Origin of the sequence: Bradyrhizobium sp. 4, from assembly GCF_023100905.1 — a bacterium.
Classification (GTDB): Bacteria; Pseudomonadota; Alphaproteobacteria; order Rhizobiales; family Xanthobacteraceae; genus Bradyrhizobium.
Map to the genome: position 1 here is coordinate 7,553,993 of NZ_CP064686.1, position 23,714 is coordinate 7,577,706.

The window sequence follows — 23,714 nt, forward strand, 5'->3', positions numbered from 1 at the left end:
AACTCGCTGGACGCGACTGCGATCACGCAACGAGATTAACGCTCAGGTAACTGGCTTTCCTAAGCTTTACGCCATTTGTGTGGTGTATCCCTGTCCCTTCAGGGAGGGGGAATGCGCCAGGTCTTTGCAAGGATTGCAGCCGGAATGTTCCTAGCCGCGAAGCACGGCTGGGAGGCAGCGATTCGGCGCGGACCGGTGCTGTGGCTCACTTTGTGCGGCGTGTTGCTGGTCGCGGGGATCTTCGCGGTGACCGCCATGGCCGTCGGCGAATTTCGCGAACGTACCCTTGCCAACCGCGAGCGCGAGCTGGAAAATACGGTGCAGCTGATCGCGCGGCACTTCGATCAGCAATTTGAAGATTCCGACGTCGTCGCCGCCGACGTGATCGGGCAGATGAATCTGCCGGAGATCAGTTCGGCCGCGATGTTCCGCGAGCGCATGTCCGGACCTGCGACGAACCAGATGCTGCGGAGCAAGATCAGCTCCGTGTCTTACCTCGGCGACATCGCGATCTACGATGCCGACGGCGAACTGATCAACTGGTCGCGGGCCCAGCCGCTGCCCAAGATCAACGTCTCCTCGCGCGCCTATTTTCAGACCTTCAAATCGAATCCGATGGCCGAACCAGTGATTCTGGAGTCGGTTCGCAGCTTCATCATCGGCAAATGGACCACGGTCGTCGCGCGCCGGCTGAACGGCGTGGACGGCAGCTTCTTCGGCACGATGGTCCGCCGGATCGATCCGGACAGCTATCAGAACTATTTCGCATCCGTTGCGCTTGCGGAGGGCACGGCGATTTCGCTGTTCGACCGCAATGGCAAGATGCTGTCGCGCTATCCGCATGTCGAAGAGCTGATCGGCAGGGACTTCAAGGAGGCGCCGCTGATGCGCAAGATGCTGGCCGAAGGTGGCCGGCACACCCTGCGCGTCAAGGGTCCGATCGACGGCGACGAGCGCCTCGGCTCCGGGGCCTCGCTTTCGCATTTCCCGCTGGTCATCGTCGCGACCAACACCACGAAAGCCGCGCTGGCGGACTGGCGGCAGCAGACCGGTTTCATGGTCACCACCGCCGCGCTTTCGGCCACCGTGATTGCGCTGATCCTGTTCCTGATCGTTCGCCAGATCAACCGGCAGAACCGCGAGGCGCAGCAGCGGCTGGAAGCGGAGCGGGGCCGGCTCGACACCGCCCTGAACAACATGTCGCAGGGGCTGATCCTGTACGACGCCGCCGGCTACATCGTCACCTGCAACCGCCGCTACGCCGACATGTTCGGCCTCTCTCACGATGTCATCAAGCCCGGCTGTCACATCCGCGAGGCGATGTATCATCGCAAGGAGCGCGGCGCGTTCGACGGCGATGTCGAGGCATTTTGCGCCGAAGTCATGAGGATCGTCGCGGAAGGCACGGTCTCCACCAGAAGCCATCACTTGCCGAGTGGCCGCGCCTTTCAGGTCATCAACACTCCGCTCGCGCAGGGCGGATGGGTGGCCACGATCGAAGACATCACCGAGCGCCGCAAGCTGGAGCAGGAACGCGACCGCAACTACATGTTCCTGCGCGAGATCATCGATCACATCCCGTCGCAGATCACGGTGAAGGATGCTCAAACGCGGCGATATCTGCTGGTCAACCGGACCGCCGAAGAGCAATTCGGCCAATCAGGTGATCACATCGTCGGCAAGACTCCGTTCGACATGTACCCGGAAGCTACCGCCAGGGTCGTCACCGACGACGACAGCAAGGCGCTGAAGGCGGCCGAGGGATTGTTCAAGGACGAACATGCCTGGCAGAGCCAGGCCAAGGGGCTACGCTACATCACCTCGACCCGGATCCGAATCCGCGACGAATCCGGCGAGCCGCGTTACCTCATCAACGTCGTCGAGGATGTCACCGAACGGCGGCGCGCCGACGAGAAGATCGCGCATATGGCGCATTACGATGCGCTCACCGACCTGCCGAACCGGACGCTATTCCGCGAGCAGATCGAGCGCGAACTTGAGAAGGTCGGCGGCGGCAGCCAGTTCGCGCTACTCTATATCGACGTCGACGAATTCAAAGGCATCAACGATTCGCTCGGTCATCACGTCGGCGACGAACTGTTGAAGGGAATCGCGGCCCGCATCCGCGGCTGCCTCGGACAGGGCGACCTGATCGCGCGGCTCGGCGGCGACGAATTCGCGGTGATCCAGACCGGGATCGAGTCGTCTGCCGACGTGGTGTCATTCGTGACGCGAATCTTCGAGGCGATCCGCCGACCCTATCATTGCTTCGGTCATCAGCTCTCGACCGACGCCAGCATCGGCATCGCGATGGCGCCGCAGGACGGCACCGATCTCGACCAGCTCATCAAGAATGCCGACCTCGCGATGTACGGCGCCAAGGCCGAGGGACGCCGCACCCACCGCTTCTTCGAGCCGGAGATGGATGCGAGCGCCAAGGCGCGCCTGAGCCTGGAGCAGGATCTGCGCCAGGCCCTGGTGAACGGCGGCTTCGAGATCCACTATCAGCCGTTGGTCGACCTGCGCACCAACGAGGTCACGGGCTGCGAGGCGCTGCTGCGCTGGCGGCATCCGCAGCGCGGCATGGTGTCGCCGGCCGAATTCATCCCGATCGCCGAGGACACCGGCCTGATCAACGAGCTCGGCGACTGGGTGCTGCGCATGGCCTGCAACGAAGCCGCGACCTGGCCGGCGCATGTGCGCGTCGCGGTCAACGTCTCGCCGGTGCAGCTCAAATGCGAGACGCTGGCGCTGCGGATCGCCGGCGCGCTCGCGGATTCCGGACTTGCCCCGTGCCGGCTCGAGCTCGAGATCACCGAGGCCGTGCTGATCCGCGACGACGAGGCGGCGCTCTCGATCCTCCACCAGCTCCGCGCCATCGGCGTGCGCATCGCGCTCGACGATTTCGGCACCGGCTACTCCTCGCTCAGCTATCTGAAGCGCTTTCCGTTCGACAAGATCAAGATCGACCGCTGCTTCGTCGCCGATATCGCCGAGACGAGCGGCGCGCCCGTGATCGTGCAGGCGGTGGTGAACATCGCCGCCGCCAGCAACATGACCACGGTCGCGGAGGGCGTCGAGACCGAGGCGCAGCGCGAGATGCTGCGCGCGCTCGGCTGCACGGAGATGCAGGGTTATCTTTTCAGCAGACCGAAGCCGGCCAGCGAAGTGCGGAAGCTGTTCGGCCCGAGCCATACCTTGCCGGTGGCGGCGGTGGCCTGACATGGCGAAGCCGGGGAAAACGTCAGCCAAGACAGTCGACGTTGCGGATTCCTATGCCGTGCGGCTGATGCAGCATCTGGTGGTGCCGACCTTCGTGATCGACCCCAGGCGCCGCGTCGTGATCTGGAACAGAGCCTGCGAGCGGCTGACCGGCGTCGCCGCCTCCGAGGTGATCGGCACCAATAAGCACTGGCAGGCTTTCTACGAGACCAGGCGCCCTTGCCTCGCCGACCTTGTCGCGCTCGACCGCCCTGAACAGCTTCCGGAGTTCTATTCGGAGTATGGCGCGCGCGGCCATAACGGGCTCGGCTTCAGCGCCGAAAACTGGTGCGTGATGCCGAAGCTCGGCAGCCAGCTCTATCTCGCCATCGACGCCGGCCCGATCCACGACGAAGCCGGCCATCTGATTGCGGTGGTGGAGACGCTGCGCGACCTCACCGACCAGAAGCGCGCCGAGATGGCCCTGAAGGAGCTTGCCACCAAGGACGGGCTGACCGGCCTGTCGAACCGTCGCGCGTTCGACCAGATGCTGATGAGCGAATGGGCCCGCGCCCAGCGGACGCAGAAGCCGATGGCGCTGCTGTTCGTCGACGTCGATCATTTCAAGCTGTTCAACGACCGCCACGGCCATCAGAGCGGCGACGAATGCCTGCGCGCGGTCGCGTCCGTCGTCAGCCGGCATGCCGTGCGCCCGCTCGATCTCGCCAGCCGCTATGGCGGCGAGGAATTCGCGTTGATCCTGCCGGACATGGATTGCGATGCCGCCTGCGTCATCGCCGACGAGATCCGCTGCGCCGTGATGGCTTTGCGGGTCACCCATGGCGCCGTCGGGGCCGGCGACCATGTCACCCTGAGTGTCGGCGTCGCCAGCCACATTCCGGACGAAACCGACGACAGCCCCGACCGGCTGCTGGGTGCGGCGGACGAGGCGCTCTATGCGGCCAAACGGCTCGGCCGCAACCGCGTCATGTGCTCCGAACGGCTGCTCGCCGAGTTCGCCAAGCTCGGGCGGGACGGCGTCCCGGTTCCTGGCAGCGCGGGCCGTAAATCAGCCTAGCCCAAATCAGCCTGGCAGGAGACGGCGGAAGCGGTTGCCCGCCCCCCGCCAATCGGCTAAATGAACCTCGACTAGCACCCGTAGCTCAGCTGGATAGAGCGTTGCCCTCCGAAGGCAAAGGTCACACGTTCGAATCGTGTCGGGTGCGCCAGTCTCTTCTAGTCCACGCTGGAAGCACCCTCACCCGAGTTGCCTTGTTACCGCCCGCGCTGGAGTCAAGGCCTGCTCAGCGCAAGCCCATGCTTATGTCAGCATCGAGATGATGGCCTGAACCTGGTCTGACGCCGACGTCACCAGTCCGTCGTAGGACGTCTGACCGTGTGCGGCCGCCTTCAGGATGCATTCGGCGACGGCCGCCTTCAGGCCGAAGACCGACTGATCGGGCGGCAGGCTGGCCATCACGGCCTCCAGCGCCTGACGCATCGTTCGAATGAGTTCGGAGCTGTATTGCATGGGCTGTCCTCCGCGACCTCATATTAGATCGCATGCCCATGCTTGCCACTCACAAGCCTGAGATTGCTCGGTGAATCACACATCACCTCGCGCTTCTAATCCCTCAATTGTATCATCTTTCCATGAGCGAATCCGACACGGTGGCCGGCGAGGCCTCGCCCGTCCGCAAGATCATCCATATCGACATGGATGCCTTCTACGCGTCCGTGGAACAGCGCGACAATCCGGACCTGCGCGGCAAGCCCGTCGCGGTCGGAGGCTCCGCGGAACGTGGCGTCGTCGCGGCCGCCAGCTATGAGGCCCGCGAGTTCGGCGTTCGCTCCGCCATGCCATCGGTGACGGCGAAGCGGCAATGTCCCGATCTGGTCTTCGTCGAACCGCGCTTCGAGGTCTACAAGGCAATCTCTAGGCAGATCCGCGACATCTTCGCGGAGCATACGCCCACCATCGAGCCGTTGTCGCTCGACGAGGCCTATCTCGACGTGACCGAAAACCTGCAAGGCATCCCGCTGGCGCGCGACATTGCACTCAAGATCCGCGAGAAGATCAAGGCCGAGACGGGCCTCAACGCTTCGGCCGGCATCTCCTACAACAAGTTTCTGGCCAAGCTCGCCTCCGATCATCGCAAGCCCAACGGTCAGTTCGTGATCTCACCGGAGACGGGACCGGCCTTCGTCGAGACGCTGCCCGTTGGAAAATTCCATGGGATAGGCCCGGCCACGGGCGCGAAGATGAACGCGCTCGGCATGTTCACCGGTCTCGATATTCGTCGTCAGACGCTGGAGTTCATGAATGCCAATTTCGGCAAGTCGGGCGCCTATTACTACTGGATCTCGCGCGGTGTCGACGAACGGCCGGTCCGGGCCAACCGGGTCCGCAAGTCCATCGGCGCGGAGACGACGTTCTCAAGCGACCTCACCGAATTCGACGCGCTGGTCCTCGAGCTCAAGCCGCTGGTCGACAAGGTGTGGCGCCATTGCGAGGCGACGGGCAGCCGTGGCCGCACCGTCACCTTGAAGATCAAGTTTGCCGACTTCGAGATCATCACGCGCAGCAGGTCCGCTCTTTCGCCGATTGCAGGCCGGGACGATCTTGAGCGGCTGGCTTGCGGCCTGCTCGAAGTCGAGATGCCGCTGCCTAAGAGCGTCAGGCTGCTGGGGGTCTCGCTGTCGTCCCTCCAGGCCGGGAACGATGCGGAGCCGCCGCAGCTGACTCTCGGCATCTGAACCAAACTGACGGGCTTTCGGCGGACGCAGACAGCCACGTAGAGCGCGCTCGCCACGCGAATCTACGGTGGCGGGTTTTCAGACTCGCCGCCGAAGGTCGATCCGCTGGGCCCGATCAATGCCTCACGTGTTCGAACACCACGATCACGCCGGTCGGCTCGGGCTCGTGCGCCATCAGGCGTGTCAGCTCCGAATCGCCCCAATCGGCGAGGCTGACGACTTCGCCGCTCTGGCGCTCGGTGCCGGGGGGCGCCGTAGGCTCGACGACCTTCAGCCCGGTCTCATCGACGAAGAAAGTGTGCTCGCCGAACATGCTGTTGAGCTGCGGCATGGCGGGATGCTCGTCGGGCAGCACCTGAGCGCCGAGCTGGTTGACGGTCTGCTTCACCTGTTCGGATGTGAGCTTCATGAGCTGCTCCGTTTTTTGTCACGTCGGTTTCATTGAGCTGAGCCAAAGCGAACGTTCCCTGCGCCGATGTTCGCCTGGCCCAATCTCCCGAACAGGTGCTGCGCACAAATGTTCCGGAGAAATGCATTTCGTGATCGCGCGTCGCGTCTGCCGCGCTTGCGGCACCAGATCGCCACAGGATGCACATGATTCGACATCCCGAGAGCCGAATTCCAAGCTGAATTCCAAGAGCTGAATTCCAAGAGCCGAATTCGCTACTCGCTCCTGTTCTCGCCAACCGACAGCGCGCAGATGCGTGACAGATATGTGTAGGACAGTCCGGTCTCCTCGGCCCAGGCGTTGAACTGCGCCTGCACTTTTGCCAGATCTCCCTTCGACTTGACCTCTTCGGCGATGTCGAGACCGGCATCGCGCAGGCACGCCACGACGTCCCTGGACGTCACAAAGCCGTCCCAGCCGACGAACCGCAGCAGCATCTGGCCGGTATTGCCACCCAACCGGCTGCCGCGCTTGCTCAGGAGATCGAGCAGGCCGATCTGGTCCGACGGCGGCCACTTCGTCAGAAACCGGCCGAAGCTGCCGTGCTCTTTTGCGATCTCCTGGACGAAGGCCGCGTTGTCGCGCACCGACATGATCTTGGCACCGTTGCGCACGATGCGCGCGTCGCGCATCAGGCCCTCCCAATAATCCTCGGGCTGGAAGGTGAGCTTGGCCGGCTGGAAACGCAGGAAGGCGTCTTCGAACCCTTCCCATTTCGTCTCGATCACGCTCCAGGCAAAGCCGGCACAAAACACACGCTTCGTCATCTCCGCGAGGATACGGTCGTCGCCGCGTTTGGCGAGGCCCTTCAGGTCGGGCTTTCCGGGCATCAGCTTTTCGAGCGCCTTGGGCCCGCCTTTGCGTTTTTCGGCGCGCGCACGAATGGTCTTGAAGGAGGTCATGGGAAGACGAGCTGTTGGGGACAGGAGTTGTTGAGGATACGCCACGACATCAGAATTCGATGATCCGGTCCAGCCCGGCGACGCTTCGATACTTGCACCCGCGGATGCGCCGCAGCATACTGCCCGCATTGAATTGGCGAGAGATGCGGCTGGTCTGCTTCTTGCGTTCAGATATTTTGCAATCCCTGAGCATTTTGACGTCTCACCCCTGGATTTCCGATGCGCTGCCTGGTCGTGGCCGACCTGCACTATTCGCTGCCTCAGCTCGACTGGCTCGTCAGCGCCGCTCCGCAATTCGACCTCGTGATCTTCGCCGGCGATGCGCTCGACATCGGCTCGATGGTGGATTTTCGCGCGCAGATCGTGGTGGTGAAGAAGTACCTCGCCCTGCTCGCCGCGAAGACCCGCGTGATCCTCTGCTCCGGCAATCACGACCTCGACGAGCGCAATGCGGAAGGCGAAAAGATCTCGCGCTGGATCTCGGAGGTGCGCGAGTTGGGGATTGCCTGCGACGGTGACAGCCTCGTCGTCGGCGAGGCGCTGTTCACGGTGTGCCCATGGTGGGATGGGCCGCTGGTCAAGCAACGCCTCGTCGCGCAGCTCGCCGCCGCCGCGGCCGGCCGGCGGCAGCGCTGGATCTGGATCCATCACGCGCCGCCGGCGAATTCACCGACGAGCTGGGGCGGCAAGCGTTTCTTCGGCGACGTCGAGCTGGTGCAATGGATCATGCAGTACCAGCCCTCGATGGTGATCTCGGGCCATGTGCATCAATCGCCGTTCATTACCGATGGCTCGTGGTTCGACCGGCTCGGCCAGACCTGGGTCTTCAACACCGGTTTGCAACCCGGCCGCCCGCCGACATACATCGTGCTGGACCTCGATGCCGACAGGGCGTTCTGGCTTGCGGCCGGCGAGGCGCAATGGATCGATCTTGGCGCGCCGCTTCAGCGGCCCGCCGCTCCGATCGAGGCGCCGCCCGACTGGCTCACATTCTTGGATCGGATTGCCGATCCGAACCTGGCGAGACCTCGAGCGGCGGCAGGTTGATCATGCTCTGGAGCACCTCGCCGACCATGGCCAGATGCGTGCCATGGCCGGCATATTGCTGCTTGAGATCGGCGAGATAGGTGTTGGCAACATTGAGCCGCTGCGCCAGCATCTTGGCGATCAGAATTGCCACGCCCGCCTCCTGCCTGAGGAACGAGGCGGCGTCCTCGAATTCGTAGACGACGGAATCGGAGCAGGCCCGTACGGTCGCAGTGTGCGGCTGCCCCAGCAGCACAGACATTTCACCCAGCACCGCACCGGGCTCGGTTACCGTGGCGACCACCATCTCGCCCTTGAGCACTTCGAGCTTGCCCTGCATCAGCACATAGAGATGACCGGTGGTGCCGCCTTCGGCGACGATCAGCGTGCCGGCCGCAACCTGCCGCTCCGTCCCACCGGTGCAATAATCCAGAACTGCGCGCATCCGACCAAAGCTCCGTCGCAGGGAGATACTAGGGCACGATCGGCGTCGCGCGCTTGCTCAAATTTGTGGCAAGCCGCGCACCCGCGATAGACGCTTGGCGAGATGGACCGACTGCCAGTCTCCGAGACCGGTGTCCTCGAACCCCGCTTTCTTCGCAAGGCCGCGCATCTCGGCGTTCGCGCGCGCGGTTTCGGCTGCAATCATCTCGTGACCGAGATCGCTCGCGCGCCTCTCCATCGCCGTCATCATCTGGAGGCCGACGCCCTGGCGCTGAAAGCCATCGGCAACAGAGATGGCGAAATCACCATGCCGCGCAGCCGCATCGTAGGCGTATCTGGTTTCGCCGATGATCGTGCCTTGCCCCTCCTGCCTGATCTCGGCGAGCAGGGTGAAATGACCGGGATGGCTGGTCCTGGCGACGCACTCGGCCGCGACCACGGCAATGTCCGCCCGCGCGCCCATGAAGCGCTTGTTGCGCGATGTCGCGGAGAGGCTCGTGAAATAGATCGAGAGGCTCTCGACATCGGACGCGCTGGCGGGCCTGATACGGACCGTGGCGTGGGCTTCGGCTGACTCGACAACGGCATCCAGCAATGACTGTGACATCCGCGAGGCTTTCGGCAGGTTGCATCGAATGCAGACCTAGCCGAGACCGCGCGCTTAACGCTTGGACGGTGCTGCCAATCTTGCGGCCGAAAACGAACAGTTTCGTTGCTCGGTGCCGTGCGTCACACGCGAGAGAGTGAAGGCACCTCCTCGGGCACGATCGCCTGGAGGCCGCCAAAGCGGCGCTCGCGGCCGTGGAAGGAGACCAGAGCCGCGGCGAGATCGCCCGCGTCGAATTCGGGCCACATCCGCTCGGTGAAGTGCAGCTCGGCATAGGCGCCTTCCCAGAGCAGGAAGTCCGACAGCCGCTTCTCACCCGAGGTGCGGATGATGAGATCGACGTCGCGCAAACCAGCTTCTCCGGTGACGAGCTGCGAGAACGCCTCGCGGGTGAGACTCGTCAGCGCCGCTGCCTTTGCCGCCGCGTTGAGAATGGCGTCGCGCGCGGAATAGTCGACGGCAATGCGCAGATGAAGCGTGCTGCCGTGCGCGGTGGCGTCTTCCGCACGCGCAATCGCATTGGCAATGCCGTCGGGCAGACGGTCGCGGCGGCCGATCACGGTGAGGCGCACGCCGTTCTTGACCAGGCTCTGCACCTCGTTGGCGAGGTAAAACCGCAGAAGCGTCATCAGTGCGGCCACCTCGGCCTTCGGCCTCCGCCAATTGTCGGTCGAGAAGGCGTAGAGCGTCAGCGTGCCGATGCCCTGCTTGGACGCGGCTTCGACGATGCGGCGGATCGTCTCGACGCCGGCTTCATGGCCGCGCATGCGCGACAGGCCGCGCCGCGTTGCCCATCTGCCGTTGCCGTCCATGATGATGCCGACGTGAAGCTTCTCGTTGCGGGACACAAGTTCACTTTGCATTGCAAAGTCTCCGGTCAAAAAAGGGGAGGATCAGGTCGAGACGATACCGAGGCGGCCGAGCGGCGCCGCCTCGCGGCCGGCGGCCTTGGCGGCGTCGCGCACCAGGCGTTCGAGCACGGCGAGATAGTCGAGGAAGCGGCGGCGGCCGGCCTTGGTCAGGCGGCAGGTCGTGTGCGGGCGATTGCCCTCGTAGCCCTTGGTCACCTCGACGAGGCCGGCTTCCTGGAGCACGGCGAGATGCCGGCTGAGATTGCCGTCGGTGAGGCCGCAGAGCTGCTTGAGATCGGCGAACGCCAGACCCTTCGGATGCGCCATCAGCGAGGTCAGAAGTCCGAGCCTCGCCTTCTCGTGGATCACGCGGTCCAGTCCTTCATAAGAAAAGGGTGCGCTGTCAATCTTCGACATCATGATCTCCGGATGCGAAATACAGAATGCCCGCCATCACCGACTGCCCGATCACGAAGGGCAGGCCCATGGTCCAGGGCGACAGCGTGTGGGTTTGGCTCGCGAGCACCACCACCGCAAAGCCGGACATGAAATACCAGGCGCCGGCGAGCGCCACGGTGCGCGGCAGCGAGCGGACGGAGGCGAAAATGCCGAGCGACACCAGGATCTGCCACAGACCGGGCAGCAACCACAGCGTTTCGCCCGCGAACTTCCACATCACTACCGCAAGCAGAACACCGGCAACGCCTGCGGGCAGGAACTGCTCGACGGCTTGGTGGATCATCGCATCGGCGAGGCCCGAATGATGGCGGCGCGAACGTGCGCGCATCTCGATACCGATCGTCAGGCCGGAGAGCGCGGCGGCAATGAACCAGCCGAAGAAGAAACCGAGCGGCTCGCCGGTGGGATCATCGAGCAACCAGAATTGCAGGATTGCGGTGAGAAGCGCGACCGCACCGGTCGCCGCCATCGTCGCCGGGCCGTAGCCGCGGAACGCCGTGCCGGCCGCAATCTGGCTGCGGATCGCCACGATGTCAGCCAGCGCCTTGTCGAGATCGCGCATTGGCAACGCCAAAACCTCGTTCCGCCCATGCTTGCCGGGACTATCGATCCCGCTACTTTGTATCGCAAAGTATATCGGATTGCAAAGTAAAGGCAAGTCCCGAACGTCGCCTCTTGACACCGGACCTCGCCGGACAACTGCCGGTTGCGCGACACCTGCTCCCACAGATAAGATGCGCGCGAATGCGCTCCGGGGGGAAAGTATGTGGCTTAAGTCATTCATCGTTGCGTCATTATTGCAGCTGAGCGTTGGCAGCGTTGCGCAAGCGGCCGGGCCATTCGGCAGCGTCAAAATCGGCAACTGGGTTGGCGGCGCGTTCAGCAATGACGAAACGGGAGCCTTTTCGCATTGTGCCGCGACGGCGCCTTATGCCAACGGCGTCATTCTCGTCGTCGGCCAGAATACTGGGGGCTCGTGGATATTGAGCTTTGCGAGTCCCAGCTACCACTTCAAGCAGGGCGAGAACGCCGCGATCGACGTCATCTTTGACGGACAGGAGCAGGCCAGACTGTTCGCCACGGCCAACCAGACGAACATGCTCAGCTCCGTCATGCCTGCCAACGTGGTACGAGCGTTTCAGAAGGCAAGCCTGATGGTCGCGACGAGCGGCCGCACCGTGCTGAATTTCGACCTGACCTCGGCCGGGCCCGTGATTGCGGCATTGGCCAATTGCGTCACCAAGGTGAAGGCCGACGGCCTGAACAAGGCCGGAGACTTTACGAAGGTCGCGGCAAAGCCGCAGGCCGCGCCGGACAAGCAGGCATCACCGCCGGCCAGCAAGTCCGCCAAAGCCAAAAGCGGTACGGGCTTTGTCGTGAGTGCCAGCGGACATGTCGTCACCAATAATCATGTGATCAATGGCTGCGTCGGCGACATCAGGGGCAATCTCACGGGTGAAGCCGGGATGGTTTTGCGCGTGGTGTCGAGCGACGCCAACAACGATCTCGCGTTGCTGCAGGCGCCGTCGACGACCACGTTCAAGGAGTTCGCCCGGATCCGCGACCGCTCGATTCGCTCCGGCGATTCCGTCGTCGCGATCGGCTTTCCTTTCCATGGATTGCTGACTTCGGATTTCACCGTGACGACTGGCATCGTCAGCTCGCTCAGCGGCATGCGCAACGATTCGCGTTTCCTGCAAATCAGTGCGCCGGTGCAGCCCGGCAATAGCGGCGGCCCGCTGTTCGACACCACCGGGCAGATCGTCGGCGTCGTTACGGGAAAGCTGGACGGATTACGGGTCGCCGCTGCGACCGGCAACATCCCCGAGAACATCAACTTCGCGATCAAGACCGGCGCGCTGCGCGACTTCCTCGACAACTCCGTGGTGCCCTACCAGACTGCCGAACCGAAGGGCGAGATCAAGACCACCGACATCGCCGGCAATGCGCGGCCGTATACGATGCTGATCTCGTGCAATGGCACGGAGCAGGCTGAGGCGAAGCGGTAGCGGCAACGCGCACGGCGTCTGCGCGGCCGCGGATGGCGCGAACGCGATCCGGGCTGCCAGTCAAACCGCGAGTTCCTCAATACGGCGCGACGGGACGCGTGCGCCGCGGCTGCCGCGGTTGCGGCACGGACGATTGGCCGTAGGCGACGAGCGGATTGGGCCCGCAGGCCATGAGCCGGCCGGACACACTGGCCTGACATTGTCCATAGGTGCTGTAGGTACAATCGCCGGGATACTCGTAGCCGCCGCCCTGGGCACACCAGGGATAGTCGTGCGCCGCGGCGGGAGTGACGGCGGAGAAGCCGGCAAGGAGTGTCGCGCCGAGGCCCAGCAGAGCCAATTGCGTCTTGCGCATGATCCCAACTCCTATCCTCATAGCGCGAGATACGCGCCATATAACATCAGGTTTCGCCACGCCGTTTTATTCCAGATCGACGGGCGCTGACACGCAAGAAACCTTGATGCGCAAGAAAAAAGCCCTGCCGAACGGGCAGGGCTCCATCACGGACATCACGAGATCGCTACTCGACCTTCAGGCCGGCGAACTCGACGACCTTCTTCCATTTCTCGGTCTCGGCCTTGATCTCCTCGCCGAACGCCTCGGGCGTCTGCGCCCGCGGCTCGCCGCCGAGCTCGACCAGGCGCTTGGCCATGTCCGGCTCCTTTATCAGCGTGTTGATCTCGCTGTTGAGCTTGGCGATGATCTCCTTGGGCGTGTTCTTCGGCGCACCCATGCCGAACAGCGCGCTCGCCTCGTAGCCCTTCACCGTCTCGCCGATCGCCGGCACGTCGGGCAGCTGCGGCGAGCGCTCCGCCGTGGTGACGCCGATGGCGCGGAGCGAGCCGGACCGGATGTGCTGGATGATCGAGGGCATGTTGTCGAAGATCACCTGCACCTGGCCGCCGAGCATGTCGGTGATCGCGGGCGCGGCGCCGCGATAGGGCACGTGCTGCATCTTGCAGCCCGTCAGCGCCATGAACATCTCGCCGGACAGATGCACCGAGGTGCCGTTGCCCGAGGAGGCCATGTTGACCTTGCCGGGATTGGCCTTCACGTATTCGATGAACTCGGCGACGGTCTTGGCCGGCACGTCCTTGTTGACGGTCATCACGTTCGGTACACGCTGGAACGAGGCGACCGGCGCGATGTCGCGCACGAAGTTGAACTTCAGGTTGGTGTAGAGCGAGGCGTTGATGTAGTTGGCCGGATTGACCAGTTGCAGCGTGTAGCCGTCGGGTTCGGCGTTGACGACCGATTCGGTGGCGATATTGTTGCCGGCACCCGGCTTGTTCTCGATCACGAATTGCTGGCCGAACTTCTCCGACAGTCGCTGACCGATCAGCCGCGCAAGGATGTCGGTGGCTCCGCCCGGCGGATAACCGACCACCCATTTCACCGGATGGGTCGGGTAATCGGCGGCAAGGGCCTTCGACAGCGGGCTGGCTGCAAGCGGACTGGCGGCGAGCAGGCTCAGCGCGGTACGGCGAGTGATCATCTCAAGGGTTCTCCCAACGTGTTGTTCTTGAGCCAGATAGCTTGAAAATGGCGTCGGCGCGGTTGTAACAAAGCTTGCCGCAGGCGGAAAGTGCACGGGGCGCATCACGACGAAAGGATAAGGCATGGCGGTCAAGGTCGAAGCCCTCGATCATCTCGTGATCAACGTCGCGGACGTCGCAGTGACCGCCGCGTGGTACGGCAAGATTCTCGGCATGGAAGTCAAGGTGTTCGACCCCGGCGGCGGCAAAGCGCCGCGGACTTCGTTGCAATTCGGTAACCAGAAGATCAACGTCCGGCCGCGCGATGCCAACAAGGTGGAGTGGTTCACCGCGGACCACCAGACCGCCGGCAGCGAGGATCTGTGCTTCCTCACCTCCGCGAGTCCCGACGAGGTGGTGGCGCATTTGAAGGCACATGGCGTCGCGATCGAAGAGGGCCCGGTTCCCAAGCAGGGCGCCCGCGGCACCCTGCGCTCGGTCTATTGCAGGGATCCGGATGGCAGCCTGATCGAGATTTCGTCGTATGAGGACGGAGGCCGGTAAGGCCAAGCCGCCTGCCCCACGCATCGTCATTGCGAGGAGCCCTTGCGACGAAGCAATCCAGACTGCCTCCGGGGAGGGATTCTGGATTGCTTCGCTCCACTCGCAATGACGGCGGAGAGAGCAGGAAGACGCAATAATCAAAACGCAGCCGCCAGCAAGATGCAGGCTGCACGGGAGGACATATGCCGAATTCGCAAGCCGCCGCCGGAATCGTGGGCCCGTTCGACGGGCTCGACGTGCCCTGGCTGCTAAAGATGCGGGCTGAGGTGCGCAGCTCACATCCGTTCCTGATCTGGGCGCCGTTCGACGCGCCTGCGCGGCGCTGGAGCTATGGCGAGTTTCACGAGCGGGTCGGCGCGCTCGCGGCGGGACTGGCCAAGCGCGGCGTCAAGCCGGGCGAATATGTGCTCATTCATCTCGACAATTGCATCGAGGCGCTGCTGGCCTGGTTTGCCTGTGTCGAACTCGGCGCCATCGCGGTGACCACCAACACGCGCTCGGCACCGGCCGAGCTCGACTATTTTGCCGATCATTGCGGCGCGGTTGCCGCGATCACGCAGCCGGCCTATGCCGAGATCGTCGCGCAGAATTGCCGCAACATTCGATGGATGGCGGTGACCTCGCACGATTCGGGCGCGGCGCCCGCGAACCCGGTCTCACGCGGCGACAGCTTTGAGGAGCTGTTCGCCGACAGCGCCGACCGTCCCAGGCGCGCGATCGATCCGCGCGCGCCGTGCAGCGTGCAATACACCTCGGGCACGACATCGCGCCCCAAGGCGGTGCTGTGGACCCACGCCAACGCGCTGTGGGGCGCCAAGATCAACGCCGCGCACGAAGACCTGCACGCAAGCGACGTGCATCAGGCCTATCTGCCGCTGTTCCACACCAACGCGCTGGCCTATTCGATGCTGGCGACGCTATGGGTCGGTGCCACCTGCGTGATCCAGCCGCGCTTTTCCGCCAGCCGGTTCTGGCGCGCCGCGCGCGAGCACGGCTCGACCTGGACCTCGACGATCCCGTTCTGCATGAAGGCGCTGCTCGAGCAGGACATCCCGCGCGATCACAAATTCCGTCTGTGGGGCACCGCGATCAACGAGCCGCCGGCCTTCGCCGCCTTCGGCGTCAAGATCATCGGCTGGTGGGGCATGACCGAGACCATCACCCACGGCATCGTCGGCGACATCGACCAGCCCAACATCCCGATGTCGATCGGCCGCGCCGCGCCGGAATATGAAATCCGCATCACCGACGACGACGGGCGGCCGACCGAAATCGGCGGCACCGGAAATCTCTCGATCAAGGGCATTGTCGGCCTGTCGCTGTTCGCCGAATATCTGCACAACGAGAAGGCGACGCGCGAGAGCTTCGACGAGCACGGCTTCTTTCTCACCGGTGACCGCGTGGTGCGGCTGGAGAACGGCTACATCCGCTTCGCAGACCGCAGCAAGGACATGCTCAAGGTCGGCGGCGAGAACGTCGCCGCGTCCGAGATCGAGCAGGTGGTCGCACTGGTCCCCGGCGTGCGCGAGGCCGCCGTGGTGGCGAAGACGCATCCGATGCTGGACGAGGTGCCGGTCGTCTTCATCATCCCGCAGGGTGGCGTCGCCGGTGCGCGGCCTGATCTGCACGAGGCCGTGATGGCCGCCTGCCGCGCCGGCCTCGCCGACTTCAAGGTGCCGCGTGAGATCCGCTTCGTCGACGACATGCCGCGCTCGACGCTGGAGAAGGTCGCGAAGGCGGAGCTGAGAAAGATGGTGGGGTGAGGGCACATCGTCGTCCCGGCGAAGGCCGGGACCCATACCGCGTGATCTAACAAGGACGGGCAGTGCCTGTACCAAACGACGAGTCGTCGCCAAACCACTCCCTGTGGTTACGGGTCCCGGCCTTCGCCGGGACGACACCGAGCGTGTTGTGCTAGCGCCGCAAGATTCGCGACACCGACTTCAGAACGATCCCAGCGCCACCGGGCGGAAGGCCTGCAACAGCTGCTGGTCAAGCTTGCCGCCCATGCCTTCCATCATCGTAAACGCGCGCGAGTGGGTGAAGGGCATGCGATAGGCGCGCTTCTCCACGAGTGCCGCGTAGATGTCGACGATCGTCGTGACCCGCACGATATCACTGATCTGGTTCGACGAGAGATTGTTGGGATAGCCGGAGCCGTCGAGGAATTCGTGGTGATGCAGCACGACGTCCAGCATCTCCGGCGGGAAGCCGCCTTGGGCTGCGAGCGCGTCATAGCCGCGGCGCGGGTGCTGGCGGACTTCGGCCATTTCCTCATCGGTGAGCTTGCCGGGCTTGTCGAGCAGCGCGGAGGGAACGAAGGCCTTGCCGACGTCGTGCAGCAGCGCGGCACGGGTCAGCCGGCGCTGGTCGTCCTCGCGCATGCCGAGATGCTGGGCGAAGGAGACCGCAAATCCGGTCACGAACAGGCAGTGGCGGTAGCTGCCGACATGGTGGCAGCCCACCGTGGTGAGCCACTCGCGCAGCGAGGAGTGCTTGATCGCCTTCAGGATCTTGCTCTCGGCGGCGATGACGTCGTCGAAGGTCAGGGGCACGCCAAGCGGCAGCTTCTCGAACATCTTCTTCAGCACCGCGTGCGCGGCCTCGACGCCGCGATTGAGCGTCTTGCCGCGATCGGTCGCGTCGTAGACGGCGGTGTCGGGGAACGCCGCACGGATGCGCTGCAGGATGTCCTCGGGCTGAAGCGGCCGCGAGATGGTGTCGGTGGCGCCCAAGGCCCAGGCCTGCATGGTGCCGTGATGCAGGGCGTCGGCAAGCACGAACAGACGAGGCATCGCGCGATAGGCATCGCCGCGCAGCTTGTTGCGCACCCGCTGCACGCTCTCGGGCGAGCGCAGATTGATGTCGACCACGAGGCCGGAGAGATCGCGCGAGGGCTGCTCGGGTATCTCCTGCGTCGTCACTGTCGCGACGTCGCCAACCGCCTTGAGGATGCTGGCGAGCTCGGTGCTCTCGTCGCTCCGGTCGGAGGCGAGTAGAAGCCGGCGTTTGGCGGCGGGTTTGGCTGAGGCGTTCATGGCTTCCCCAAGAGCACGGGCGTGTTTCGGGCCAAAGCCTAAGCCGGATCAGGTTCTCCGGCCCTTAAGAGGCGTGCTCAATGGAACCCTGCGAAATCAGGGACAATTTTACGGAGTTCGCCTCTCCGAGCGGTTCCAATCAAAACCTCGAAAACAACCCCATGCACAGTAGGGATGTGCTTGCAAACGCAGAGCTTTTTTAACGACAAATCCGCCGGGGGCTGCCCCCCGGCGGATCATGTCGGGTCACAATCGCAACCAGCCTTACGCCTTCATCGCGCTCTTCACGGCTTCGGCGGTGATCGGCAGGGCCCGGACGCGAGCGCCCGAGGCGTTGAAGATGGCGTTGCCGATCGCGGGTGCGATCACTGTCACCGCGGGTTCGCCGACACCGGTGGCCTTTTCGCCATTGGCGATCACGGCGATCGCGACCTCGGGCACCTGGCTCATGCGCAAGGGCGTGTAGCTGTCGAAATTGGTCTGTTCGATGCCACCGTCCTTCAGTGTCGCCTTCTCGTACATCGCCAGCGACAGGCCCCACAGCGCCGCGCCCTCGACCTGGGCACGGATGTTGTCGGGATGCACCTGCGTGCCGACGTCGGTGGCGACCGTGAGCTTCTTCACGGTGACCTCGCCCGACGGCGCGACGGCGACATGGGCAACGCAGGCCGTCCAGCTTGCGGTCGCGCGTTCCTGCGACGAGACGCAGGCTACGCCCATGCCCTCACCCTTCGGCAGCTTCCTGCTGCCGTAGCCGGCAAGGCCCATCGCGGCGAGCAACGTGTTGCGCAGCCGCTGCGCGCCGCCGTCGTTCTTGCCGGCGCCGTCGAGCAGCGAGATGCGGAACTGTGCGGGGTCCTTGCCCGCCGCCGCCGCGATCTCGTCGATCATGCTCTCGACCGCCCAGAAGGTCCAACCCGGCGCGACCGAGCGGAGCTGGCCGGACGGCGTCGCGTTGTGCGCCATCTCGTTCTTGATCGCGCGCACATGATGGTTGGGCACGGTGTAGAAGAAGTCGGCCCCGTTCACCGTGAAGGAGTCGAGCGGACCCTTCTTGTCCACCGACGGCGTCAGGAAATCAGGGATTCCCCAGCGCGCCGTTGGCCACGCCGAAACCACGTCGTGGCTGAGCGCGACGAGCTTGCCGTCGCCGTCCACGCCCGCCTTTACTTTTTGATAGGTGAGCGGACGCGAGAAATCCATCGTCATGTCGTTCTCGCGCGTGTAGATCACCTTCACCGGCTTGCCGATGGCCTTCGCCGCCTGCACCGCCGGAATCATCATGTCGGCATCGAGCCTGCGGCCAAAGCCGCCGCCGAGCCACATCTGATGCATGACGACGAATTTTGGATCGATCCCGGCCGCACCCGCCGCGATCGCACCGGAGCGCGTCGCGAACTGGTTGCCGGAATAGATGTGCAGGATTTCGCCCTTGAACTCCGCCGTGGCGTTCATTGGCTCCATCGGCGCATGGATATTGATGCTGGTGGTGTACTCCGCCTCCAGCACCTTGGCCGCCGTGCCGAACGCCGCCGCGGGATCGCCGTCCTTGACGAAGAACTGGCCGGAATCCTCCTGCTTCTGAAGCCGCATGGCCTCGTCGAGCAGCGACTGGCTCGACACTTTCGCGTTCGGACCGCCGTCATAGGCGATCTTGAGCGCCTGCGCCGCCTTCTTGGCATTGGCATAGGTGCTGGCGACCGCGACGACCCAGCCCGAGGTCGTTCCGGTCTTGTCGTCGAGGGTGACGGCCTTGATGAAGCCCGGCACTTTCTTGGCGGCGCTGTCGTCGACCGACTTGACCGTGGCGCCGAAGCGCACCGGCGGCGTCACCACCACGCCATAGGCCATGCCCGGAATCATCACGTCGATGCCGTATTTGGCCGTGCCATTGGTCTTGGCGGGGATGTCGAGTTGCGGCACCGACACGCCGATCATGGTGTATTGATCCGGCGTCTTCAGCTTGATCGCCTTGAGCTCGTCCGGCGTGAAGGACTTGGTCGCCTTGCCGCTCTTGACGACATCGGCGAACGACATCGCCTTCTTCGACTTCGGATGCGAGATCATGGAATCGCGCACCACCAGTTCCGACGCAGGCACGCCCATCGCGGCGGCCGCGCCTTCCGTCAACGCCATCCGTCCGGCGGCGCCGGCGCGGCTCATGGCCTCGAAGTTCATCATGGTCGACCAGCTGCCGCCGGTGATCTGCGCGCCGAGCACGGGATCGTTGAACTTCGGATCATTGGAGGCGAGCTGAACCCGCATGTCGCTCCATTTGGCGCCCAGCTCTTCGGCCACGATCTGCGCCATGGTGGAGGCGATGTGCTGGCCCATGTCGGCCTTGCCGCAGGTGACGGTGACGAGACCATCGGGCGCGATCGCGTACCAGACACTAGGCTCGAAGTTCTGGGGCGCCGCGAGCGCCTCACCGATGCCGGGCACGCCGGCATAACCGAGCACGAGGCCGGTTGCCGCGGTGCCGACAAGGAAGGAGCGGCGGCTGAGATCTGTCGTTTCGGCTGTGACGCTCTTGATGTGCTTATTCATGTGGGCCTCCGCTCGTTGCCGGAGGCGGATGCGGTGCGCATCTCGGTTGCGGCGCGCATGATTGCCTTCTGGATCCGCGAATAGGTCATGCAACGGCAGAGATTGCCGTCCATATGTGCCACGACCTCTTCCTTGGTCGGGTTGGGATTTTTCGCCAGCAGCGACGCCGCCTGCATGATCTGCCCGGACTGGCAGTAGCCGCATTGCGGCACCTGCTCGGCGATCCACGCCTTCTGCAAGGGATGGTCGCCCTTGGCGGCGAGGCCTTCGATGGTGGTGATCTTCTTGCCGGCGACATCGCCGACCATGGTCTGGCACGACCGCACGGCTTCGCCGTTGACGTGCACGGTGCAGGCGCCGCAAAGCCCGGCACCGCAGCCGAACTTGGTGCCGGTCATCTGCAATTGCTCGCGGATCGCCCAGAGGAGCGGCGTGTCGTTCGCCGCATCCACGGACAGACTCCGCCCGTTGATGGTGAGAGTTGGCATAGGCGTCTTCCCCTGCCGGTGCATGAAGCCGCTTACGGCGGCAACTTGTCTTGGCGGACGCCCACCGGGCCGGCGCCAGCCTTGACCGCAAGAATGATCGCGTTCAGGCGCGGAGGCAAATGCAATTTGGAATCGATCGAACAAACGCGGCGCGCGCATCTTGTGCGTTGCGAGAACAGCGATGATGCAGCGACTGGACGCAACAGAGTGCACGCCAAACATGCAGGCCATCGCGTTCAGGCGGTTTCCCCTGAGTAACCTGGCGCGTTAGGATGGGTGAAGAAACGAGATAACAAGAGGCATGCAATGGCTGGGATCGATCGGGACGGCGTCAAAATCTACTACGAGGTTCATGGCGAAGGCCCGCCGCTGCTGCTGACCCACGGCTACTCATCGACCTCGGCGATGTGGCATGGGCAGGTCGATGCGCTCGCGAAGGACCACAAGCTGATCCTGTGGGACATGCGCGGTCACGGCCAGTCCGACTATCCCGACGATCCCGCCGCCTACAGCGAAGCGCTCACGGTCGGCGACATCGCGGCGATTCTCGATGTGGTCGGCACTGAGCGCGCCATCATCGGCGGGCTGTCGCTCGGCGGCTACATGTCGCTTGCCTTCGCTCGCGCGCATCCAAAGCGCGTCCGCGCGCTGCTGATCATCGACACCGGCCCGGGCTTCAAGAAGGACGACGCACGCGAGGCCTGGAATGCGCGGGCGCTCGCCACTGCCGACAAGTTCGACCGCGAAGGGCTCGACGTGCTGAAGGCGGCGACGCGCGAGCGCGCCACCGCGCGCCATCGCAATGCCACGGGATTGGCGCTCGCCGCACGCGGCATGCTGACCCAGCGCGATGCGAAGGTGATCGAGCTGCTGCCGGAGATCAAGGTGCCCAGCCTGATCGTGGTCGGTGCCGACGACACGCCGTTCCTCGCCGCGTCGGACTACATGGCCGCGAAAATTCCCGGCGCGCAAAAGGTCGTGATTCCCGCCGCCGGACATGCCGTCAACATCGACCAGCCGCAGGCTTTTGTTGACGCGGTGCTGCCTTTCCTGAAGAACTTGCCGGAATAGACGATCGGACGGGAACACAGGCAATGAAGCGAGCGATGTTGGCTGCGGGCGCGGTGTTGCTGTCGGTATCCGCGCAAGCCGAGCAGTTCGGCGGGACACCACCCCGCCTGCCCTTCGTCGCGGCCTTGTCGAACAACACGCCGCTCGCCTTCGGCATGGATGCCGGGCAGACCGCGCGGGCGCTGGGGCAACCGCTGCAATATGTGCGCGGGCGTCCCGGCAACGAGATCTATCTCGCGCTTCGCAACATCGGCGGCAGCGGACTGATCCCCTACCGTCACCGCCTGTTCCTGCAGTTCCGTCATGGCCGGTTGGCGGGATGGAAGGAGGACTATGGCGAGAACTGGATGTGGGAATAGGTGGTTCTCCTCATGGTCAGGAGGCGCGAAGCGCCGTCTCGATCCATGCAGGCCCGCCTCTCGCAGCTCGATCTTTCATCCTTCGAGACGCGCGCAAGAGCGCGCTCCTCAGGATGAGGAGAAAGAGTGAATTCGTGACAACCAACAAGGACAACCCGCGTGGGACAAGACATCAAGCTGACGGCCTCCGACAATTTCCAGCTCAGTGCCTATCGCGCTGACCCCGCGGGCACGGCGAAGGGCGCGGTGGTGGTGATCCAGGAAATTTTCGGGGTCAACCATCACATCCGCTCGGTCTGCGATCGCCTCGCCGGGGAAGGCTATGTCGCGATCGCCCCGTCGATCTTCGACCGGACCTCGCCGGGCTTCCAGTCCGGCTACACGCCCGATGAGATCGCGGAGGCGCGCAAGTTCGTCGCCAGTCCGGATTGGGACGCGATGCTGCGCGACACCCAGGCGGCGATCGATGCGGTGAAGAGCGTCGGCCCGGTCGGCATCATCGGCTTTTGCCTGGGCGGCAGCGTCGCCTTCGTCGCGGCGACACGGCTGTCGGGCCTGAAGGCCGCGATCGGCTATTACGGCGGCGCCGTCGTGCGCTTTGCCGACGAGACACCCAAAGTGCCGACGCAGCTGCATTTTGGCGAGAAGGATGCCGGCATTCCCCTGACCGACGTCGAGACCATCAAGGCGAAGCGGCCGGACGTCGAGGTCTTCGTCTATCCGGGCGCGCAGCACGGCTTTCACTGCGACGAGCGGGCGAGTTACGACAAGGCCAGCGCCGACATCGCCTGGCCGCGCAGCATGGAATTTTTCGCAAGGCATTTGAAATCGTAGCGCGCGCGGCTGCTTCGCTGTCATTCCGGGCTCGCGCTTCGCGCGCCCGGGAATGACGAGCAGGAATCGGGTGGCTGCATCCTGCCGCACGGCGATAGAGCTGGCTGATCAAGCCAACCCACGCCGGGAGATCGTGATGCAGCAAGCCAATACGAACATCGTCATCCGCAATCCGTTCGGCACCATGGACGTGCCCGCGCCTGATGATCGCGACGTCATGGATTATGCCGCAATCGCCACGCTTAGCGGCGACGCCGCCGACGTCAACGCGGCGGCGTGGGCAAAAATCGCGGCACAGTCAGACCCGCTCGACGGCATCTGGTTCAGCCGCTGGAATGGCGGCGCAGATCCGACCATTGCCGGCGATACGCCGCAAGCCTGGAAAGAAGGACGCGCTGAGGTGCGGGTCACAGGCGAGCGCATCTTCCTGCGCTTCGACTGGGACCATGGCCGCCGGCACGGGCTGATCGATGCGGCGCGCGACGGCGGGGATCGCCTGGTCGGGAAATATATCAACCTAACCAATCCGGTGATTACACGGCCATGGGTTGGGCTGGCGGTCGACGCCACCAGGATCGACGGATGTTTTCCGAACGGGCGGCTGGATTTCAGGCGGTGAGCTTCGCTCGAAAG

24 protein-coding genes and 1 tRNA gene are annotated in these 23,714 nt (G+C 64.2%); 12 read left to right on the forward strand and 13 right to left on the reverse strand.

Annotated features, from left to right (window positions below):
- Nucleotides 1-111 precede the first annotated feature (111 nt).
- From IVB45_RS36150 to IVB45_RS36160, 3 genes are all read left to right on the forward strand, one after another.
- Nucleotides 112-3,222: an EAL domain-containing protein gene (locus IVB45_RS36150; protein ID WP_247357478.1), complete on the forward strand. Its 3,111-nt coding sequence runs from the start codon at nt 112-114 to the stop codon at nt 3,220-3,222.
- A 1-nt stretch (nt 3,223) separates the two neighbouring features.
- Nucleotides 3,224-4,279, forward strand: a complete 1,056-nt coding sequence (locus IVB45_RS36155) for a diguanylate cyclase (protein WP_247357477.1) — start codon at nt 3,224-3,226, stop codon at nt 4,277-4,279.
- Between the two features lie 74 nt (nt 4,280-4,353).
- Nucleotides 4,354-4,430: transfer RNA gene (locus IVB45_RS36160), tRNA-Arg, on the forward strand.
- Nucleotides 4,431-4,522: 92 nt separating this feature from the next.
- Here the strand turns inward: IVB45_RS36160 and IVB45_RS36165 are convergent.
- Entirely contained in the window at nt 4,523-4,732 is a 210-nt protein-coding gene (locus tag IVB45_RS36165; RefSeq protein ID WP_247357476.1) for a hypothetical protein, read from the reverse strand.
- 122 nt (nt 4,733-4,854) lie between these two features.
- Between IVB45_RS36165 and dinB the strand changes: the two genes are divergently transcribed.
- Entirely contained in the window at nt 4,855-5,958 is a 1,104-nt protein-coding gene (gene dinB / locus IVB45_RS36170) for a DNA polymerase IV (protein WP_247357475.1), read from the forward strand.
- A gap of 115 nt (nt 5,959-6,073) precedes the next feature.
- On the opposite strand, the gene IVB45_RS36175 is transcribed toward dinB, so the two are convergent.
- Entirely contained in the window at nt 6,074-6,367 is a 294-nt protein-coding gene (locus IVB45_RS36175; protein WP_007598221.1) for a hypothetical protein, read from the reverse strand.
- Nucleotides 6,368-6,621: 254 nt separating this feature from the next.
- A complete protein-coding gene (locus tag IVB45_RS36180) occupies nt 6,622-7,308 on the reverse strand; it encodes a DNA-3-methyladenine glycosylase I (RefSeq protein ID WP_027566079.1) in 687 nt (228 codons plus the stop codon).
- Between the two features lie 219 nt (nt 7,309-7,527).
- Here IVB45_RS36180 and IVB45_RS36185 point away from each other — a divergent pair, with 219 nt between their 5' ends.
- Entirely contained in the window at nt 7,528-8,355 is an 828-nt protein-coding gene (locus IVB45_RS36185) for a metallophosphoesterase family protein (RefSeq protein ID WP_247357474.1), read from the forward strand.
- Here the strand turns inward: IVB45_RS36185 and IVB45_RS36190 are convergent.
- From IVB45_RS36190 to IVB45_RS36210, 5 genes are all read right to left on the reverse strand, one after another.
- A complete protein-coding gene (locus tag IVB45_RS36190) occupies nt 8,294-8,779 on the reverse strand; it encodes a cyclic nucleotide-binding domain-containing protein (RefSeq protein ID WP_247357473.1) in 486 nt (161 codons plus the stop codon). The genes IVB45_RS36185 and IVB45_RS36190 overlap by 62 nt on opposite strands.
- A 57-nt stretch (nt 8,780-8,836) precedes the next feature.
- Complete coding sequence (locus IVB45_RS36195; RefSeq protein WP_247357472.1) at nt 8,837-9,385, reverse strand: GNAT family N-acetyltransferase; 549 nt, start codon at nt 9,383-9,385, stop codon at nt 8,837-8,839.
- 122 nt (nt 9,386-9,507) lie between these two features.
- The gene (locus tag IVB45_RS36200) at nt 9,508-10,248 is read right to left on the reverse strand and encodes a di-trans,poly-cis-decaprenylcistransferase (protein ID WP_247357471.1); all 741 of its coding nucleotides are present in this window, start codon (nt 10,246-10,248) and stop codon (nt 9,508-9,510) included.
- A 30-nt stretch (nt 10,249-10,278) separates the two neighbouring features.
- A complete protein-coding gene (locus IVB45_RS36205) occupies nt 10,279-10,653 on the reverse strand; it encodes a transcriptional regulator (RefSeq protein WP_007616058.1) in 375 nt (124 codons plus the stop codon).
- Entirely contained in the window at nt 10,640-11,257 is a 618-nt protein-coding gene (locus IVB45_RS36210; protein ID WP_027566084.1) for a hypothetical protein, read from the reverse strand. The genes IVB45_RS36205 and IVB45_RS36210 overlap by 14 nt, the downstream gene beginning before the upstream one ends.
- Before the next feature lie 202 nt (nt 11,258-11,459).
- Here IVB45_RS36210 and IVB45_RS36215 point away from each other — a divergent pair, with 202 nt between their 5' ends.
- The gene (locus IVB45_RS36215; protein ID WP_247357470.1) at nt 11,460-12,704 is read left to right on the forward strand and encodes a serine protease; all 1,245 of its coding nucleotides are present in this window, start codon (nt 11,460-11,462) and stop codon (nt 12,702-12,704) included.
- A 76-nt stretch (nt 12,705-12,780) separates the two neighbouring features.
- On the opposite strand, the gene IVB45_RS36220 is transcribed toward IVB45_RS36215, so the two are convergent.
- Both IVB45_RS36220 and IVB45_RS36225 read right to left on the reverse strand, forming a co-directional pair.
- Entirely contained in the window at nt 12,781-13,059 is a 279-nt protein-coding gene (locus IVB45_RS36220) for a DUF3551 domain-containing protein (protein ID WP_027566086.1), read from the reverse strand.
- Nucleotides 13,060-13,225: 166 nt separating this feature from the next.
- Nucleotides 13,226-14,200: a tripartite tricarboxylate transporter substrate binding protein gene (locus IVB45_RS36225; RefSeq protein WP_027566087.1), complete on the reverse strand. Its 975-nt coding sequence runs from the start codon at nt 14,198-14,200 to the stop codon at nt 13,226-13,228.
- 124 nt (nt 14,201-14,324) lie between these two features.
- On the opposite strand from IVB45_RS36225, the gene IVB45_RS36230 reads away from it, so the two are divergent.
- Both IVB45_RS36230 and IVB45_RS36235 read left to right on the forward strand, forming a co-directional pair.
- Entirely contained in the window at nt 14,325-14,744 is a 420-nt protein-coding gene (locus IVB45_RS36230) for a VOC family protein (protein WP_247357469.1), read from the forward strand.
- Nucleotides 14,745-14,926: 182 nt separating this feature from the next.
- Entirely contained in the window at nt 14,927-16,507 is a 1,581-nt protein-coding gene (locus IVB45_RS36235) for an ATP-dependent acyl-CoA ligase (RefSeq protein ID WP_247357468.1), read from the forward strand.
- Between the two features lie 180 nt (nt 16,508-16,687).
- Here the strand turns inward: IVB45_RS36235 and IVB45_RS36240 are convergent, their stop codons facing one another.
- From IVB45_RS36240 to IVB45_RS36250, 3 genes are all read right to left on the reverse strand, one after another.
- The gene (locus tag IVB45_RS36240) at nt 16,688-17,782 is read right to left on the reverse strand and encodes an HD domain-containing phosphohydrolase (protein WP_027566090.1); all 1,095 of its coding nucleotides are present in this window, start codon (nt 17,780-17,782) and stop codon (nt 16,688-16,690) included.
- A gap of 264 nt (nt 17,783-18,046) precedes the next feature.
- Nucleotides 18,047-20,329, reverse strand: a complete 2,283-nt coding sequence (locus IVB45_RS36245) for a molybdopterin cofactor-binding domain-containing protein (RefSeq protein ID WP_247357467.1) — start codon at nt 20,327-20,329, stop codon at nt 18,047-18,049.
- Nucleotides 20,326-20,817: a (2Fe-2S)-binding protein gene (locus IVB45_RS36250; RefSeq protein ID WP_007616069.1), complete on the reverse strand. Its 492-nt coding sequence runs from the start codon at nt 20,815-20,817 to the stop codon at nt 20,326-20,328. Before IVB45_RS36250 ends, IVB45_RS36245 begins: the two co-directional genes overlap by 4 nt.
- A gap of 306 nt (nt 20,818-21,123) precedes the next feature.
- On the opposite strand from IVB45_RS36250, the gene IVB45_RS36255 reads away from it, so the two are divergent.
- The 4 genes from IVB45_RS36255 (at nt 21,124) to IVB45_RS36270 (ending at nt 23,700) form a co-directional block, all read left to right on the forward strand.
- Nucleotides 21,124-21,888 (forward strand): alpha/beta fold hydrolase, encoded by a 765-nt coding sequence (locus IVB45_RS36255; protein WP_247357466.1) that lies wholly within the window; start codon nt 21,124-21,126, stop codon nt 21,886-21,888.
- Between the two features lie 23 nt (nt 21,889-21,911).
- The gene (locus IVB45_RS36260) at nt 21,912-22,247 is read left to right on the forward strand and encodes a hypothetical protein (RefSeq protein WP_247357465.1); all 336 of its coding nucleotides are present in this window, start codon (nt 21,912-21,914) and stop codon (nt 22,245-22,247) included.
- A gap of 159 nt (nt 22,248-22,406) precedes the next feature.
- Nucleotides 22,407-23,081 carry a dienelactone hydrolase family protein gene (locus tag IVB45_RS36265; protein ID WP_247357464.1) on the forward strand — a complete coding sequence of 225 codons (675 nt, stop codon included), beginning with the start codon at nt 22,407-22,409 and terminating at the stop codon, nt 23,079-23,081.
- A gap of 136 nt (nt 23,082-23,217) precedes the next feature.
- On the forward strand, nt 23,218-23,700 hold the full coding sequence (locus tag IVB45_RS36270) for a hypothetical protein (RefSeq protein WP_247357463.1): 483 nt from the start codon (nt 23,218-23,220) through the stop codon (nt 23,698-23,700).
- The last annotated feature ends 14 nt before the right edge of the window (nt 23,701-23,714 follow it).